Genomic DNA, 14,827 nt, shown 5'->3' on the forward strand with positions numbered 1-14,827 from the left:
GCGCAGACAGACTCTGAGTGGTACGCATCTTACCTTGCAGAGATAGCCATTATGACGCAAACACAACCACAAAGAACGACTTCAGATCTGGTGAAAGCCGCCGTTTCCGGCTGGCTGGGTACCGCACTGGAGTTTATGGATTTCCAGCTCTATTCGCTGGGGGCCGCACTGGTATTCCATGAGATCTTCTTCCCGGAACAATCGGCCGCAATGGCGCTGATTCTGGCGATGGGGACGTACGGCGCAGGCTATATCGCGCGCATTGTCGGCGCCTTTATCTTCGGGCGAATGGGCGACAGCATTGGCCGTAAAAAGGTGCTGTTTATCACCATTACTATGATGGGGATCTGCACGACCCTGATCGGGGTCTTGCCGACCTACGCGCAGATTGGGATTTTCGCGCCCGTCCTGTTAGTGACGCTGCGTATTATCCAGGGGCTGGGGGCAGGGGCTGAAATCTCCGGCGCCGGGACCATGCTGGCGGAGTACGCCCCTAAAGGGAAACGCGGCATTATCTCCTCGCTGGTGGCGATGGGCACCAACTGCGGGACGCTAAGTGCAACGGCTATCTGGGCAATTATGTTCTTCGCCCTCGACCGCGAACAGTTGGTTGCCTGGGGCTGGCGTGTCCCGTTTCTTGCCAGCGTGGTGGTAATGATCTTCGCCATCTGGCTGCGAATGAACCTGAAGGAGAGCCCGGTATTTGAAAAAGTGAACGAGGCTGAGACAACCGCACCGGTGACAAAACACGATTTATCATTTGCAGCGATGGTGAAGAGTAAGTCCTTCTGGCTGGCAACCGGGCTGCGTTTTGGTCAGGCGGGGAATTCGGGACTGATCCAGACGTTTCTTGCCGGGTATCTGGTTCAGACGCTGCTGTTCGATAAAGCGATCCCCACCGATGCGCTGATGATAAGCTCAATCCTCGGGTTTATCTCTATCCCGCTGTTGGGCTGGCTCTCCGATAAAGTAGGGCGTCGTCTGCCGTACATTCTGCTCAATATCTCCGCCATTATTCTGGCGTACCCGATGCTGTCGATTATCGTTGATAAGAGCTATGCGCCGGGCGTGATCATGCTTTCCATCATCGTTATCCATAATTTCGCCGTACTGGGACTGTTTGCCCTGGAAAATATCACGATGGCGGAGATGTTTGGCTCGCGTAACCGCTTTACCCGGATGGCTATCTCAAAAGAGGCGGGCGGGCTGGTCGCGGTAGGTTTCGGGCCAGTGCTCGCCGGGATCTTCTGCAATATGACCGGTTCCTGGTGGCCAATTGTCGCCATGATGATCGCCTACTCCGTGATTGGGCTGATCGCCGCCATCTGCATGCCAGAGGTCTGCGATCGTGATTTGAGCGTGGCGGAAGATGCGGCGGAGGGGCCGGCACGTGATTCCGTTGGCTATGGGGCGGTTTCATCGCGGCGGTAATGGTTTATATCTTTAGTGACCTGTCACACAACTTTATGTTCATGTCACACCACATGCGTAAAAGTTAATATAAATCAAAATCTCAAACTGCAGGATCAGTATGGTTAATGGCAGTTCTTTTTTACCCCGACTGCCATTCTAGTTGGTGTAGTCAGCAGGCGCTGCTGCTCGTTTAGAGCGGCAGCGAATCCCAGCGTACATAACTTAACGAGTCTTAATCATGGAAAACCGGTTATTACAGGCGAAAGCGACGCTTCCTCAGTACGATCGCGATTGCCTCAAGGCACGCATTGTTCATTTAGGGTTTGGCGCATTTCACCGTGCGCATCAGGCGGTGTACGCCGACATTCTCGCCGCGGAACACAACAGCGACTGGGGTTACTGTGAGGTAAACCTGATTGGCGGTGAACAGCAGATTGCCGATCTGAACGCACAGGATCATCTCTACACCGTGGCGGAAATGTCTGCCGATGCGTGGACATCGCGGGTGGTGGGCGTGGTCAGGAACGCACTGCATGCACAGGTTGACGGGCTGGAACGCGTGCTGGCCGCACTGTGTGAGCCGCAGGTGGCGATTGTCTCGCTCACCATTACTGAAAAGGGATATTGCCACTCGCCAGCGACCGGGAAACTGATGCTCGATCACCCGTTAATCGCCGCCGACCTGCAAAACCCGCATCAGCCGAAATCTGCGCCGGGTGTGGTCGTCGAAGCACTCGCGCGACGCAAAGCTGCCGGGCTGCCCGCGTTTAGCGTCATGTCCTGTGACAATATGCCGGAGAACGGGCACGTCATGCGTAATGTGACCTGCGCTTATGCCCGCGCGGTTGACGGCGAGCTGGCAGACTGGATTGAATCCAGCGTCACTTTCCCGTCCACCATGGTGGATCGTATTGTTCCCGCGGTTACACCGGAGACGCTGGATAAAATTGAACAGCTGACTGGCGTTCGTGACCCGGCAGGCGTGGCGTGCGAACCGTTCCGTCAGTGGGTGATCGAGGACAACTTTGTCGCAGGCCGTCCACAGTGGGAAAAGGCCGGGGCGGAGCTGGTTTCAGACGTCATTCCGTTTGAAGAGATGAAGCTGCGCATGCTTAACGGCAGTCACTCTTTCCTCGCGTATCTTGGCTATCTGGCGGGGTACCCGCATATCAACGACTGCATGGAAGACGCGCACTACCGTACTGCCGCCTATGCGCTGATGCTGAACGAGCAGGCGCCGACCTTAAAAGTGAAAGGCGTTGATTTAGGCCACTATGCTGACCTGTTGATTGCCCGCTACAGCAACCCGGCGTTACGTCACCGTACCTGGCAAATCGCGATGGACGGCAGCCAGAAGCTCCCGCAGCGTATGCTCGATTCCGTGCGCTGGCATCTGGTGCATCAAAAAAGCTTCCCGCTGCTGGCATTAGGCATTGCAGGCTGGATGCGGTATGTCGGTGGTGTCGATGAGCAGGGCAACGCTATCGACGTGAGCGACCCGCAGCTGGCGGTCATTCAGGCGGCGGTGAAGGGAAGTGCTGAGGGCGAAGACCGGGTGAAGGCGCTGCTGGGCATTGAGGCCATTTTTGGCAAAGAACTCCCGCATGAAACCGTCTTTGTGGATGCGGTAATGCGTGCTTACCAGACGTTAGTGCAAAAAGGTGCAAAAGCCACGGTCGCAGAGTACGCGGCGAACGGCTAAGTCATCACATGCCGCCGCGTGCGGCGGCATGATGTCGCATGAATCAGTGCATACCCAGGCGAATCAGTTCAATCGGTTCGAACTTACCTTCGCAACCTTCCACTTCTACCGTTTTGCTGCGACGCACCTGCGCGGCATCCAGCCCTTCGCTGTGGATCGCTTTAATCACGCCGGTGTGTCCTGTGCCATTGATCATTACACGGCTGCCGGTGGTAATTGCGTTACGGTTACGGTCGTATGTCATCATGGTATTTTCTCCTCTCTCACTTATCCGTTACGGCGCTATTTCAGGTTTCACCGTTCACGGGGCACTATAAATACGCCTGTCTGCATCTCATTTTTTTGTTTTTGATCAAACTCACACTTTTTTCTCAATATTGGTGGGTGCTGACGGTTCACGACAGCAATTTACAAAGCCCACATTTATTTTCCTTTATTGATAGTTTCTGCAGGCAAGCGTTTAGGGTTTGTTTATATTCCGGCTGTCATTCTTGAAGCAGGGAATACCCCTTTCACAGAAATAAGGAGTCAGGCTTATGTATAAGAAGATTTTAATGCCTGTTGATGTATTTGAAATGGAATTGAGCGACAAAGCGGTTCGCCACGCGGCCAACCTTGCAAAGGCGGAAGGCGCGTCGATTACGCTGGTGAACATTCTCCCCAACAGCAGCCGCTCGTTGCTGCGCGGATTCAACGCCGATATCAAAAAGTTTGAAGCGTTTATGACCGCTGAATCCGGGAAGAAAATGAACGAGCTAAAAAGGCTGTTTGATCTCCCCGGGGAGAATATCCACAGCCTGGTCTGCTTTGGCAACGTGCGTGACGAAATTATCAAACTGAGCAAAGAAGGGGAATATGACGTGATCGTCATCGGGTCGAAAAACCCGAGCATCAGCACCCATCTGCTCGGTTCAAATGCGGAATCTATCCTGCGCTATGCGAGTATTCCGGTGCTGGTGGTTCGCTAATCTCTTCGCCGCAACCGAAACGGGGGCGGCGTATTTTACTCTTCGCTAAACCAGTCGCTGTTTTCCTGACGAATTAACTGTACGGATTCGCTGATTTCCTGCAGGTGCAGCGTCATCGCTTTTTCTACACCGTCCTGATCGCGTTTTTCCAGCGCACTGAAAATATCATGATGCTGTCGGAGCAACATTTCCGGTGGTGAGACGTGGTCGAGACTCATATAGCGCACGCGGTCGATGGTGGCTTTGATGTTTTCAATCGTGTCCCAGGCCAGCTGACAGTCCGCAATTTGCGCCAGCTTCTGGTGAAACTCGTCATCAAGCTGGAAGAAGTCGTTGAGCTGTTTGCGGTCAATCGCAATACGCTGCTGATGCAGGTTTTGCTCCAGCAGATAGCACTGGTTATCGTCAATCAGCGATGCGGCCCGGCGCGCCACCGCGCACTCAATGGCCTGACGGACAAAACACCCGTTACGCACCTGGGAGAGCGAGATTTTGTTCACATAGCTGCCGCGCTGCGGGCGGATCTGAATCAGACCGTTTTCTGCAAGCTTGATAAACGCCTCACGCACGGGCTGGCGGGACACGTCAAACCGCACGGACACCTCTTTTTCAGAGAGCGGCGTTCCGGGTGGGATCAGGCAATGGACAATATCACGTCGCAAAATGCGATAGATTTGCTGGTTTACAGGCTGGGTAGGATTGAGTTGCGATTCAGCGGCCATGAGTTGTCATTTCTCAGAGAGTTAGCCTGAACATACTACCATTCTTTTATGGCCTGAAACAGACCCGGCCCGCAGGCCGGGAAGGGCAATGTTAGCCACGATGGACGCTAAGTCCGCCAAAACTCTGGCTGACTGGCATCATTTCTACCGTGTTAATGTTGACGTGTTTTGGCAGCGTTGCCACCCACCAGACCGCTTCGGTGACATCTTCCGGCGTCAGGGCGTTCGCATTCTCGTAGGTTTTGTCTGCTTTCGCGTCATCACCTTTAAACCGAACGTTAGAAAATTCGGTTCCGCCTACCAGGCCCGGCTCAATATCGGTCACGCGAATGGCGGTGCCGTGCAGATCGGTACGCAGGTTAAGGCTGAACTGACGCACGAAGGCTTTGGTCGCGCCATAAACATTACCGCCCGCATAAGGCCAGCTTCCTGCGGTCGAACCGATGTTAATAATGTGGCCGCGATTGCGCTCAACCATGCCTGGCAGCACGGCGCGGGTCATGTACACCAGCCCTTTGTTGTTCGTGTCGATCATGTTTTCCCAGTCTTCAACGCTGGCTTTATGGGCAGGCTCCATACCGAGCGCCAGACCGGCATTGTTGACCAGCAGGTCAATGGCACGCCATTCGGCCGGCAGGTTAGCAATCATCTCTTCGATGGCGGCACGGTTACGGACATCAAGCTGCGCGGTCAGGATGCTGTCACCCAGTTCATCTTTCAGCTCCTGCAGACGCTCCTGACGACGACCCGTCGCAATCACCTTATGCCCGTTGGCGACGAAGCGACGCGTGATGCTTTCACCAAAACCTGCCGTTGCCCCGGTAACTAAAATAATCATCTCACTGTTCCTCAACGCTTTTTGTGTTGTACTAACATAGCACGGCCGCGAAGGATGCGTTAAGGCAACATTTGTATGACGGCATTGCAGGCAGTGGCGGCCTGGCCTACTCTGGGAAGATAACCGTACTCAGGAGTGAAAGATGTCGGCCACTAATCCCTTTTTTGAAAGCAGCCTGTTGCCTTATCAGGCACCCCGATTCGACGAAATCAACGACGGCCACTACCGCCCGGCATTCGATGAAGCGATACGCCAGAAGCGAGCCGAAATTGACGCGATTGTCGCGCAAACGGCCGCCCCCGATTTCACCAATACCGTGCTGGCGCTCGAAAAAAGCGGTGCCATGCTCTCGCGTGTCAGCAGCGTTTTCTTCGCCATGACCTCTGCGCACACCAATGATGACTTACAGGCGCTTGAAGAGCAGATCTCTACCGAGCTTGCTGCTCTGGCGAACGATATCTGGCTTAACGACACGCTGTTCTCTCGCGTGGAGAGCGTCTGGCAGGATTGTGCTGCGCTGGACGCCGAATCCCGTCGGCTGGCAGAAGAGACGTACCAGCACTTTGTGCTGGCCGGTGCGCGGCTGAATGATGCAGAAAAAGCGGAGCTGAAAGCGCTGAATACCGAGGCGGCGACCCTCACCAGCCAGTTTAATCAGCGTCTGCTGGCCGCCACCAAAGCCGGTGGGCTGGTCGTGGATTATGCACATCAGCTTGATGGACTCAGTCCTGACGAGATTGCGACGGCTGCCCATGCCGCCGCGGAGAAAGGGCTGAACGATCGCTGGTTGATTCCGCTGCTTAATACCACTCAACAACCCGCACTTTCCGCGCTGCGTGACCGTCAGACGCGGGAAAATTTGTTTAACGCGGGCTGGACGCGTACCCAGAAAGGGGATGAAAACGATACCCGGGCACTGATCCTGCGTCTCACCGCGTTGCGTGCGCGTCAGGCAAAATTGTTGGGGTTTGAGGACTACGCAAGCTGGAGTATCGCCGATCAAATGGCGAAAACACCTGCCGCCGCGTTGGCTTTTATGCGCGGAATTGTACCCGCCGCACGCACCCGAGCGACGCTTGAGCAGGCCGATATCCAAAAAGTGATTGATGACGAGCAGGGCGGGTTCACCGTGCAGGCGTGGGACTGGGCCTTTTATGCCGAGCGCGTGCGCCAGGCGAAATATGCCCTCGACGAGTCGCAAATCAAGCCGTACTTTGCGCTCAACACGGTGTTGCAGGATGGCGTATTCTGGGCTGCAAGCCAGCTGTTTGGCCTCCGCTTTGTCGAGCGTTTCGATATTCCGGTTTACCATCCTGATGTCCGCGTGTGGGAGATTTTCGACCACACCGGCGAAGGGATGGCGCTGTTCTACGGGGATTTCTTTGCCCGCGAATCGAAAGCCGGTGGGGCGTGGATGGGGAATTTCGTCGAGCAATCGTATGAGTTTGCCTCGCGCCCGGTGATCTACAATGTCTGCAACTATCAAAAACCGGCTAACGGTCAGACGGCGCTGATCTCCTGGGACGATGTGGTCACCCTGTTCCACGAGTTTGGTCATACGCTGCACGGTCTGTTTGCCAGCCAGCGCTACGCCTCCCTCTCCGGCACCAATACGCCGCGTGATTTTGTCGAGTTCCCATCGCAAATCAACGAGCACTGGGCGAGCCATCCGCAGGTGTTTGCCCACTATGCCCGCCACTATCAGACCGGAGAGCCGATGCCCGAGGCGCTGCGCGATAAAATGCTTAACGCGACGCAGTTTAATAAAGGTTATGACATGACCGAGCTGCTTAGCGCTGCGCTGCTGGATATGAACTGGCACGGCATCAGCGAACCTGTGGACGATGTAGACGCCTTTGAAGCAGCAGCACTGCACAAAGAGGGGCTGGATCTGCCCGCCGTTCCACCGCGCTATCGCAGCAGCTACTTCGCCCATATCTTCGGCGGCGGCTATGCGGCAGGGTATTACGCTTACCTGTGGACGCAAATGCTGGCAGACGATGGCTATCAGTGGTTTGTCGAGCAGGGTGGTTTGACTCGCGAAAACGGACAGAAATTCCGCGAGGCCATTTTGTCGCGCGGGAATAGTACTGATTTAGCTGAACTTTACCGGAACTGGCGCGGCCACGATCCGAAGATCGAACCGATGCTGGATAACCGCGGGTTGAGTTCGTAAGGGCTTTTTCAGGCTGGAAGCAGAACCGGGCGCGGTGCCCGGATTTTGCCCGATTTTTTCTTCCCCAAAACTCCTCCAAAATTCCTCCCCAAAATGAATTCTTAAATTCTGCGAAATTTGCAGGGGGATACGGTCCAATTATTGACGTAGCTACACCTTCACTTTCACCCATTCGAGACCGCGATCGTTATGATAGTGCGCTGTCATCCTGTCTGATGAGTGACCTAGTAGCTGCTGGGTATTGATGCCTTGCCCCTCATACAGACGCTCCGATAGAGAACGCTGCTCGTGAAAAGTCGGCATTGTTTTTCCATCCTCTATGGAAATTCCAGTACTATCGACCGCGAGTTTGAAGGAGACGCTAAGGCTGTTCTCGCCAACCTGATCGCCTGCTTTCACATTACCGCTTGAGGTCACGTGATGGAGAATCCAGGGGCTTACGACCCGATCCCTACATCGCTTGATCACCTGCGCCAGTGTAATATCCAACATCTCGCAGCGTAGCGAGAGCGGTATAGCCAGTTTCGCTCCGGTCTTTTGCTGCTCAACGTGGAGATGACCATCCCAGACATCAGAGAACTTCATTTTGGCGATATCGCCCCGCCGTTGCCCGGTAACAACTGCCAGAAGCATGGAGTTTTGGACGTAGGGCGCCATATTGGAGGCAGCTTCAAATATCGACCTCCACATCTCAAGGTTTAGTCGCGAACGACTTACCCGGACAACGACTTTTCTTGTGGCTAGCGCCGGGTTATATCCCGGCTCAACTTCGCCTGCGTGCTGCGCCTCTTTGTATAGGTCAATCCAGACGCTGCGGAGCGTTTGCGCCATTCGTGCTTTGCCTCTGGCTTTATATTCGTCTGTAATGGCTGCCAGCATTTTGGTGGTGACTTCCTGAATGCCAACATCAGGCATCCTTTCAACCAGTACGTTTGTGCATGTCCTTCTTGATTTAAGCGTATTAATTTTTATCTCTTTATTGCTGAGCCGCTCCTCCTGAATTTTCAGATACCGTTCAATCCATAGGCGCATCCGCATCGATTTCTTGGAATTAACTTTCTTATGGCTGACCATATCTATCAGGGCAAACGACTGGGCAACTTCCTGCTGCGCAAGCAGACGATTCAATTCAGAGGCGGCCAGTCTGGCCGCCTCTTGATCGGTACCAAAACCGATAAACTGACCGGTTAAAGGGTGCCGATATTGCCAGTAGGTTTTGCTGTTACGCTTATCAAGCTTACAGTAGAGATTTGGGATATCAACCCTGTGGTTACGTGGTCTGGCTGCCATTAATTACTCTCTCCATAAGCGTCTTAACCGCTTTCGGCATGCGTGGTGGTAGAGCCGGCGATGCGAGCATACCAATGAATTTGGCCTCTTCATCGATAACCCACCGTCGACCTTGTTTAAGCGCCCTTGGGATCGTTTGTCCTGTTTTAGCAATCTTGTGCAGTGCCGATCTGGATGGGGGTTGCTTGAAGCCGTTTGGACCGGAAGCCCAATCCTCCAAGCTAACGAGCTGTCCCATGAAAACCTCCAGTTTGATAAATATGAGCTCTCAAAGTTATGTAGTGTGATATTTCAATATCAGGCCACCTGCCCAGGTAAGGATCGCAGTCGTCGCATGCCCGTCATTGCCGTTGCCACATAGCTCGCCTTGCGGTTCACTACCTCAACCCAGACCTTCACGCCTTCAACCTTCACCGTGTACGTCTCTTTTACCTTGCTGCGCCCATAGTCGCCGTATCTTTGCTGGTGGGCTGCCAGTGCGATGTCGCATGCCAGACGCGCTAACGGTGATTGCTGGTTACCTCGATTAATCAGTCGCATGGCCATCTCCTTCGATACGCTTAAACTCGATCACCCAGACCCATGGGTTAGCGCGCCAGTTGTCAGAACCGTAGATAGACCGCCATAACGCTGCGTAAGCCTCTTTTACGTCACGGGCCGTGGAGCCAGAAATTCCCTCCGAACGTGCGTCTTCCTCACTGATATCGTTCAGCTGCTCGACCCGTACATCGGTGATCTCCAGTAAAATCCGACTGGCCCAGCGCGGCATGTGGATGCTGGGTGTCCAGCGGACATTCTCAACCGGCGGCACGTTCTCGTAATGAGTTGGAACATGCGCAGGGTAATTCGCGCGATAAAGTTTCAGATCCGGCGCGCTAGCTCCAGCCTCTGCCCACGTCTCCCGCACCCAGATGCGGTCGCCGACGTCGCCGAACGGGCACGCGTCGCCGACCAGCCCGCCCCAGCCGCCTTTTCCGTTCTGCATTTCTTCTTCAACATGAAGCATTGTTTTGAAAACGTTGCTGGGCCACCAGTGGCCGCCGCGTGGTGTCGGGCAAGGATCGGGTTGAGGCTTCATAACACGCCGCGTCTGCGTCTTCTGGCCATCGAGGATGGCGCGCACCATCTCACCGTTAAAAATCATTCCGCGCTCAGTCATTCCAGGCCTCCAGCTCGTTCTGAATTTCTTCGTCAATCTCGTCGTTGGTGGCGTATTCGTTCAGGTAGTCGCGCGCCTCCTTGAGGTACTGCTCACGACGTTCGTTGTACCAGGCGGAGAACTCTGGCGACCAGCCAATATCGGTACCGCAAAAATCAACCCGGGCGTTCCGCTCTGCCATGCTCTGCACCATGTAATCAGCGGTTGTCAGAGCCGCTTCGTGGATGTAACCGCGCAGGTCATGCTAACGCCACCATGGATTTAACTTCGAATCGCAGACACCCTTAAACTCAACTTCCCAGCGATGAATGCAACGTGAATTAAGTGATTTGCTCATGACTGCACTCCTTTGCGAAGCTGGGCGGCGAAATCCTTTGCGGTCTCTTTAACCATGTTGGAAAGTAGAGTTCCGCCACCGAATTTTTCTGAGAACATATCCACACCCTGCGCCCGCACTTCAGCCAGAAAAGCGTCGATGGCTGGGGTTTCCATAGACCGATAAAGCGCAAAGATATCGTCTGTTTCGCTCGGCTCTTCATGAGAGCAATCCGGGCATACAGCCACACAAATAGCGTGCTGCTCGATAAGTTCCTTCAGACCCGCATTCTCCGCAGCCATCTGCGCCAGCTTCATCTCCAGATTATCGATTGTGATATCAGTCTGGCGGCCGTATCGATCTGACTCGATGAGGCGCTGCTCAAGTGCGGAGAATTTACGAACCAGATACTCTGCAAGTGTTTCACCAACGATCAGATCAGATGGGAGGCATTTCCCATTAAGAAGGCCGTTCATTTCTTTCAATGTGAATTTCATTTCTGCTCTCCAGCACGTTGAGCCACGATAGCTTTGTGCTCGTCGATAATTTGAAGGACTTCTGCATGGGCCAAACCTTCGAGAGATATAACGCCTGCGTCACTTATCCCGGCCAGGCTAACCAGCTCAACAAGGCGGCGTGCTTTCTTAACGCTAATTTCTGGCGCTATGACGCTACGAGTCACTTTCTTTTTACCTTTGGCTGCAGCAGAGGCTTTATCCTTCTGAAGAACCTCACCGGCCTTTTCGCCGAACTCTTTTACGCGGTCAACGGCCACATCTACGGACACGGTCCCGGATTTAACTTCTTTCTGAACGTCGTGGTTTGCTGTGCTAAGAAGCAGGAGCTTTTCGACAGTAGGAACAGACTTGTTTACCAGTTTTGCGATCTCGCTGGTGGTCTGGTTGAAAGCGTTATGCAGCTCCTGAATAACTGCTGCTTGTTCCATATCGGAGAGCGGGAGTTGGTTGTTGCTTGTCATAATGCGAGCCAGACGCTGAACATCGTTACCGTTGAATGGCATGATGTGGATGCGGTCAACTGGCTTGCCAGCTTCAGCGCAGCGCGCATAGCAGCGGCGACGACGGTGACCTTCAACAACCCACACACCACCTTCATCACGGGCGATTACTTCCAGCGGAGGAACCGCGCCACCATTCATCAGGTACTGGAAAAGGTCATCATCAGCCTGGCGTGTGCGCTCATCGTCTTCACGCTTGTTGAAACCTTCACGAACGTGGATATCGGCAAGAGCGATAAACATCCCTGTATCAGTGCGCTTAATTACACCGGCCTTAGTCATTTGCTTGAATGAGTTAGCCATTAGAGCGCTACCTCGTTAGCCTGGGAAAATACGACAGGCGGCAGTTCACGTAATTCGCGCTGCGCTTCCAGTGAGTGAACATTCGTGGGTGTCTTTGTGCGGCGTTCTTCGAGACGGTCACACTCTTTGGCCCAGTTGGCGACATCCTCACGCAGGGTAGCGTTCTGCTCAGCCAGTTCCTTCCGCTGCTTCATCGCTTCACAAAGCGCTACGCTGGTGTAGTCCAGGCGGTTAGCCAGTTCGGTCATAATGCCGCGATAAGCTGGAGGGAGGAGAGGGCTAGCTTTACGAGCTGTGTCGATGAGCTGCTCCCGCGTCATGCATGGTTTTAGCTCAGTTACGCTTTCAGTATTTTTCATGGTTAGTTTCTCCGTTATGAATGCGCTCTGCACAGCGCGAAAAATCAAAAATATAATTAAAGATTTTGTCTTTATTACCGATTATATTTTTGCTCTCTCCAATTCATTTAAGTTAACAATTAATGGTCAATGAAATGTCTAAGATAAAACTAGAAGTTCCTTTTGAAGGAAATGATCAATACTATGAAGGCATTCGTGGCCTTATGATCAGTTCTATTTGTTCAGTGCTTGGCGTTATCCTATATGCTGCCTTATTGGGCAAATTGACATGGGGCAATTTTAGCCTTGATACAATGCTCGCATTACTTAGTTGGGCATTTGTATGTTTTGTAATATGGATAGTATCTTTCAAAAGAACTAATCGAGTATTAATTGCTTTTACAGATCCTACACCTAGGCCAAGAGTGGCTGGTTTTTTCTTGATCCTTCTTTACATCGTTATTGGCACTTTTTGCGCTCTTTTCTATGATGCTTTGACTATGTTAGATAATCCATCTACTACTGTTGATGATTTTTGGAAAACATTCAAAGCATTCCTCATAACAGCAGGATGTATGTTCGTGTTCCTATTTGCTTTCAGTAATTACGCAGTAAATAAGGTTGCCCCTCTAAAAGCATCTGAATAATTTTTGTTAAAGAGCTAAGCGTCCTTTGGGGCGCTTTTATTTTATCGGCATTCTCCTCGTCTCTTCCGAGGTGTCACACCTGATCGCCACGCTGGTGACACGTCTCTGGCTGTCGTGCATGCCTGGCTTGCACATTCCGGCTACCCGCTGGATCTGGATACTGAAAGGAATCCCCGGACCGCTTCGGCACATGTACCATATACCGTACTGTTAACTACCACACCGGCGCAGGTAACTGTCAGTACCCGTGGTGTGACTTAAATGTACCTTTAGTTACTAGAATGGTCAAGCGGCCAATGTACTTTTTGTTACATGAAGGTGCAAAAAAAATGCCAGAAGGATATCTGGCATTGGAAATTAATAATTTAGATGTTCTGGGTTATCTGAACCACTTTCCCAACAATTCGACAGTTACCGTCTATCTGGATAGGTTTGAATGCAGGATTAAGTGGCATCAAGTATGAGAATGGACTATCCCAAACCAGCTTTTTAACGGTCGCCTCAGCTGAACCGTCAAGTATTGCCACTACAATTTTTCCGTAAAGGTCATCCAGTTGACCATAATGAGGCTCAACAATAACAATCGACCCTTCAGGAATGGATGGCAGACCATGAGGGTTGGTCATAGACTCCCCGCGAACTACCAGACCGAATACTTCATCAGAGACGTTTGCAGTGGTTTGCGTCCATGAAATCACATCAGAAAGCCTTGAGCATGCATAAGTATCAGTCCACATCCCGGCCTGAACAGCGGAGATAATAGGAACAGCCGTTGGTGGCTTAAGGAACGGAACAACTTTTGTATCGTCCTGGGTTTCCTCACCTTGACCGTAAAGAATCCATTCTGGAGTTGTCTGCAGCGCCATTGCCAGCTGATGGAGGTTCTCCCCATCAGGCTTAGTTGTTCCGCTCTCCCATTTAGTCACGGAAACACGGCTGACACCCAAGCGTTTAGCCAGGGTCTGCTGTGTTATGTCGAGCTGGACTCGACGGGATCTTATTCGGTCTTTCATCTCTGTTTTCATGTAACCAATGTTACATCCATTCCTAGTAACTGTTGTTTGCTATTTGATGTACCTTTTGTTACCTTTGAGGTATGGGTTAACTAGGAGGAACCATGCGTAAATCAGAAGTCATTGAGCACTTCGGCGGCGTATTAAAAACCGCAAGTGTTCTTGGAATTTCCCACCCGGCAGTTTGCCGATGGGGTGAAGTCATCCCTCAAAAGCAAGCTTTCGTTATCGAGAGAATTACGAAAGGCAAGCTTAAGTACGATGCCAGTCTTTACCAAAAGTCTACAGATTCATCAGCTTGTTAATAACCACAGAGATGAGGGGTTAACCGTGGGTATAGAACCTGAATGGAAAATTGAGAAGCAGCCCGCCTGGCTGGTAGCAGCTATCAGAAAGACGATTGCAGCGTTGCCTGGTGGATACGCTGAGGCGGCGGAGATTCTGGACGAAACCCAGAATTCACTCTTTAACCGCCTTCGTGCTGGTGGCGATCAGATCTTCCCAATGGGGTGGGCAATGGTGCTTCAGAGCGCTGCCGGTGTGAGCTACATCGCTGATGCTTTCTCTCGTGAAACTGATAACGGAATTCATGTCCCTGGCGCGGTGCCAGATGATGAAAACGAAGAGATCGGACTGAAACTGGCCGAGCTGGTGGGACGACTTGGTGAACTGGTCAACGCATACCGTCATTATATCGAAGACGGCGTAGTTGACAGTAGCGAGTGGCAAAGTCTTAACGATATTGCATATCAGTTCAGGGTCACTCTCATGACGTTCCTGAATCTTATTTCCCGTGTTTATTGCCTTCCAGAAATGGGTGAGGCCCGCGAGTGTGCAGCTCCGGGCCCCTTGGCGTGTCGTATCAGTGGAGAAACTAACGCATGAACAGTTTAACGGTAAACAAACGTCTCCCGCAACTCCGTG

The 14,827-nt window shown here is 52.5% G+C and carries 19 protein-coding genes; 7 read left to right on the top strand and 12 right to left on the bottom strand.

Annotated elements, in window-relative coordinates; translation table 11 throughout:
• Positions 1 to 51: 51 nt before the first annotated feature.
• Positions 52 to 1,431 (top strand): MFS transporter, encoded by a 1,380-nt coding sequence (locus tag BJP35_RS15030; protein ID WP_014169890.1) that lies wholly within the window; start codon positions 52 to 54, stop codon positions 1,429 to 1,431.
• A gap of 220 nt (positions 1,432 to 1,651) precedes the next feature.
• Positions 1,652 to 3,115: a mannitol dehydrogenase family protein gene (locus BJP35_RS15035; protein WP_047744576.1), complete on the top strand. Its 1,464-nt coding sequence runs from the start codon at positions 1,652 to 1,654 to the stop codon at positions 3,113 to 3,115.
• 43 nt (positions 3,116 to 3,158) lie between these two features.
• Here BJP35_RS15035 and ydfZ read toward each other — a convergent pair whose 3' ends face one another.
• Positions 3,159 to 3,362, bottom strand: a complete 204-nt coding sequence (gene ydfZ / locus BJP35_RS15040) for a putative selenium delivery protein YdfZ (protein WP_013096785.1) — start codon at positions 3,360 to 3,362, stop codon at positions 3,159 to 3,161.
• Between the two features lie 289 nt (positions 3,363 to 3,651).
• Between ydfZ and BJP35_RS15045 the strand changes: the two genes are divergently transcribed.
• Positions 3,652 to 4,083, top strand: a complete 432-nt coding sequence (locus BJP35_RS15045) for a universal stress protein (RefSeq protein WP_014169892.1) — start codon at positions 3,652 to 3,654, stop codon at positions 4,081 to 4,083.
• Positions 4,084 to 4,118: 35 nt separating this feature from the next.
• Here the strand turns inward: BJP35_RS15045 and BJP35_RS15050 are convergent, their stop codons facing one another.
• Together BJP35_RS15050 and ydfG are read right to left on the bottom strand one after the other, a co-directional pair.
• Positions 4,119 to 4,805 (bottom strand): GntR family transcriptional regulator, encoded by a 687-nt coding sequence (locus tag BJP35_RS15050; protein WP_014169893.1) that lies wholly within the window; start codon positions 4,803 to 4,805, stop codon positions 4,119 to 4,121.
• A 91-nt stretch (positions 4,806 to 4,896) separates the two neighbouring features.
• Positions 4,897 to 5,643, bottom strand: a complete 747-nt coding sequence (ydfG, locus tag BJP35_RS15055) for a bifunctional NADP-dependent 3-hydroxy acid dehydrogenase/3-hydroxypropionate dehydrogenase YdfG (protein ID WP_020884259.1) — start codon at positions 5,641 to 5,643, stop codon at positions 4,897 to 4,899.
• Between the two features lie 142 nt (positions 5,644 to 5,785).
• Between ydfG and dcp the strand changes: the two genes are divergently transcribed.
• On the top strand, positions 5,786 to 7,819 hold the full coding sequence (dcp, locus tag BJP35_RS15060; protein ID WP_086463357.1) for a peptidyl-dipeptidase Dcp: 2,034 nt from the start codon (positions 5,786 to 5,788) through the stop codon (positions 7,817 to 7,819).
• 150 nt (positions 7,820 to 7,969) lie between these two features.
• Here dcp and BJP35_RS15065 read toward each other — a convergent pair whose 3' ends face one another.
• The 8 genes from BJP35_RS15065 to BJP35_RS24645 form a co-directional block, all read right to left on the bottom strand.
• Positions 7,970 to 9,109: a phage integrase Arm DNA-binding domain-containing protein gene (locus BJP35_RS15065; protein ID WP_086463358.1), complete on the bottom strand. Its 1,140-nt coding sequence runs from the start codon at positions 9,107 to 9,109 to the stop codon at positions 7,970 to 7,972.
• A complete protein-coding gene (locus BJP35_RS15070) occupies positions 9,090 to 9,347 on the bottom strand; it encodes an excisionase (RefSeq protein WP_086463359.1) in 258 nt (85 codons plus the stop codon). Before BJP35_RS15070 ends, BJP35_RS15065 begins: the two co-directional genes overlap by 20 nt.
• A gap of 59 nt (positions 9,348 to 9,406) precedes the next feature.
• The gene (locus BJP35_RS15075; RefSeq protein WP_086463360.1) at positions 9,407 to 9,649 is read right to left on the bottom strand and encodes a DUF4060 family protein; all 243 of its coding nucleotides are present in this window, start codon (positions 9,647 to 9,649) and stop codon (positions 9,407 to 9,409) included.
• On the bottom strand, positions 9,636 to 10,268 hold the full coding sequence (locus BJP35_RS15080; protein ID WP_086463361.1) for a hypothetical protein: 633 nt from the start codon (positions 10,266 to 10,268) through the stop codon (positions 9,636 to 9,638). Before BJP35_RS15080 ends, BJP35_RS15075 begins: the two co-directional genes overlap by 14 nt.
• On the bottom strand, positions 10,261 to 10,506 hold the full coding sequence (locus BJP35_RS15085; RefSeq protein WP_256971795.1) for a hypothetical protein: 246 nt from the start codon (positions 10,504 to 10,506) through the stop codon (positions 10,261 to 10,263). Before BJP35_RS15085 ends, BJP35_RS15080 begins: the two co-directional genes overlap by 8 nt.
• A 95-nt stretch (positions 10,507 to 10,601) precedes the next feature.
• Entirely contained in the window at positions 10,602 to 11,081 is a 480-nt protein-coding gene (locus BJP35_RS15090) for a hypothetical protein (protein WP_086463362.1), read from the bottom strand.
• A complete protein-coding gene (locus tag BJP35_RS15095) occupies positions 11,078 to 11,905 on the bottom strand; it encodes a chromosome partitioning protein ParB (RefSeq protein ID WP_086463363.1) in 828 nt (275 codons plus the stop codon). The genes BJP35_RS15090 and BJP35_RS15095 overlap by 4 nt, the downstream gene beginning before the upstream one ends.
• Complete coding sequence (locus BJP35_RS24645) at positions 11,905 to 12,153, bottom strand: hypothetical protein (RefSeq protein ID WP_256971782.1); 249 nt, start codon at positions 12,151 to 12,153, stop codon at positions 11,905 to 11,907. Before BJP35_RS24645 ends, BJP35_RS15095 begins: the two co-directional genes overlap by 1 nt.
• 245 nt (positions 12,154 to 12,398) lie before the next feature.
• Between BJP35_RS24645 and BJP35_RS15105 the strand changes: the two genes are divergently transcribed.
• Complete coding sequence (locus BJP35_RS15105) at positions 12,399 to 12,890, top strand: hypothetical protein (RefSeq protein ID WP_086463365.1); 492 nt, start codon at positions 12,399 to 12,401, stop codon at positions 12,888 to 12,890.
• Between the two features lie 365 nt (positions 12,891 to 13,255).
• Here the strand turns inward: BJP35_RS15105 and BJP35_RS15110 are convergent, their stop codons facing one another.
• Positions 13,256 to 13,915 carry a LexA family transcriptional regulator gene (locus tag BJP35_RS15110; RefSeq protein ID WP_179193672.1) on the bottom strand — a complete coding sequence of 220 codons (660 nt, stop codon included), beginning with the start codon at positions 13,913 to 13,915 and terminating at the stop codon, positions 13,256 to 13,258.
• 92 nt (positions 13,916 to 14,007) lie between these two features.
• Between BJP35_RS15110 and BJP35_RS15115 the strand changes: the two genes are divergently transcribed.
• The gene (locus tag BJP35_RS15115; RefSeq protein ID WP_086463367.1) at positions 14,008 to 14,208 is read left to right on the top strand and encodes a Cro/CI family transcriptional regulator; all 201 of its coding nucleotides are present in this window, start codon (positions 14,008 to 14,010) and stop codon (positions 14,206 to 14,208) included.
• Between the two features lie 25 nt (positions 14,209 to 14,233).
• Positions 14,234 to 14,788, top strand: a complete 555-nt coding sequence (locus tag BJP35_RS15120; protein ID WP_086463368.1) for a YmfL family putative regulatory protein — start codon at positions 14,234 to 14,236, stop codon at positions 14,786 to 14,788.
• Positions 14,789 to 14,827 lie beyond the last annotated feature (39 nt).

Source organism: Enterobacter sp. J49 (assembly GCF_002148625.1).
Lineage (GTDB): Bacteria > Pseudomonadota > Gammaproteobacteria > Enterobacterales > Enterobacteriaceae > Enterobacter > Enterobacter ludwigii.

Coding starts and splice junctions, on each gene's coding strand:
- BJP35_RS15030 (WP_014169890.1), top strand. CDS start 52: ATGACGCAAACACAACCACAAAGAACGACTTCAGATCTGGTGAAAGCC.
- BJP35_RS15035 (WP_047744576.1), top strand. CDS start 1,652: ATGGAAAACCGGTTATTACAGGCGAAAGCGACGCTTCCTCAGTACGAT.
- ydfZ (WP_013096785.1), bottom strand. CDS start 3,362: ATGATGACATACGACCGTAACCGTAACGCAATTACCACCGGCAGCCGT.
- BJP35_RS15045 (WP_014169892.1), top strand. CDS start 3,652: ATGTATAAGAAGATTTTAATGCCTGTTGATGTATTTGAAATGGAATTG.
- BJP35_RS15050 (WP_014169893.1), bottom strand. CDS start 4,805: ATGGCCGCTGAATCGCAACTCAATCCTACCCAGCCTGTAAACCAGCAA.
- ydfG (WP_020884259.1), bottom strand. CDS start 5,643: ATGATTATTTTAGTTACCGGGGCAACGGCAGGTTTTGGTGAAAGCATC.
- dcp (WP_086463357.1), top strand. CDS start 5,786: ATGTCGGCCACTAATCCCTTTTTTGAAAGCAGCCTGTTGCCTTATCAG.
- BJP35_RS15065 (WP_086463358.1), bottom strand. CDS start 9,109: ATGGCAGCCAGACCACGTAACCACAGGGTTGATATCCCAAATCTCTAC.
- BJP35_RS15070 (WP_086463359.1), bottom strand. CDS start 9,347: ATGGGACAGCTCGTTAGCTTGGAGGATTGGGCTTCCGGTCCAAACGGC.
- BJP35_RS15075 (WP_086463360.1), bottom strand. CDS start 9,649: ATGCGACTGATTAATCGAGGTAACCAGCAATCACCGTTAGCGCGTCTG.
- BJP35_RS15080 (WP_086463361.1), bottom strand. CDS start 10,268: ATGACTGAGCGCGGAATGATTTTTAACGGTGAGATGGTGCGCGCCATC.
- BJP35_RS15090 (WP_086463362.1), bottom strand. CDS start 11,081: ATGAAATTCACATTGAAAGAAATGAACGGCCTTCTTAATGGGAAATGC.
- BJP35_RS15095 (WP_086463363.1), bottom strand. CDS start 11,905: ATGGCTAACTCATTCAAGCAAATGACTAAGGCCGGTGTAATTAAGCGC.
- BJP35_RS24645 (WP_256971782.1), bottom strand. CDS start 12,153: ATGACCGAACTGGCTAACCGCCTGGACTACACCAGCGTAGCGCTTTGT.
- BJP35_RS15105 (WP_086463365.1), top strand. CDS start 12,399: ATGTCTAAGATAAAACTAGAAGTTCCTTTTGAAGGAAATGATCAATAC.
- BJP35_RS15110 (WP_179193672.1), bottom strand. CDS start 13,915: ATGAAAACAGAGATGAAAGACCGAATAAGATCCCGTCGAGTCCAGCTC.
- BJP35_RS15115 (WP_086463367.1), top strand. CDS start 14,008: ATGCGTAAATCAGAAGTCATTGAGCACTTCGGCGGCGTATTAAAAACC.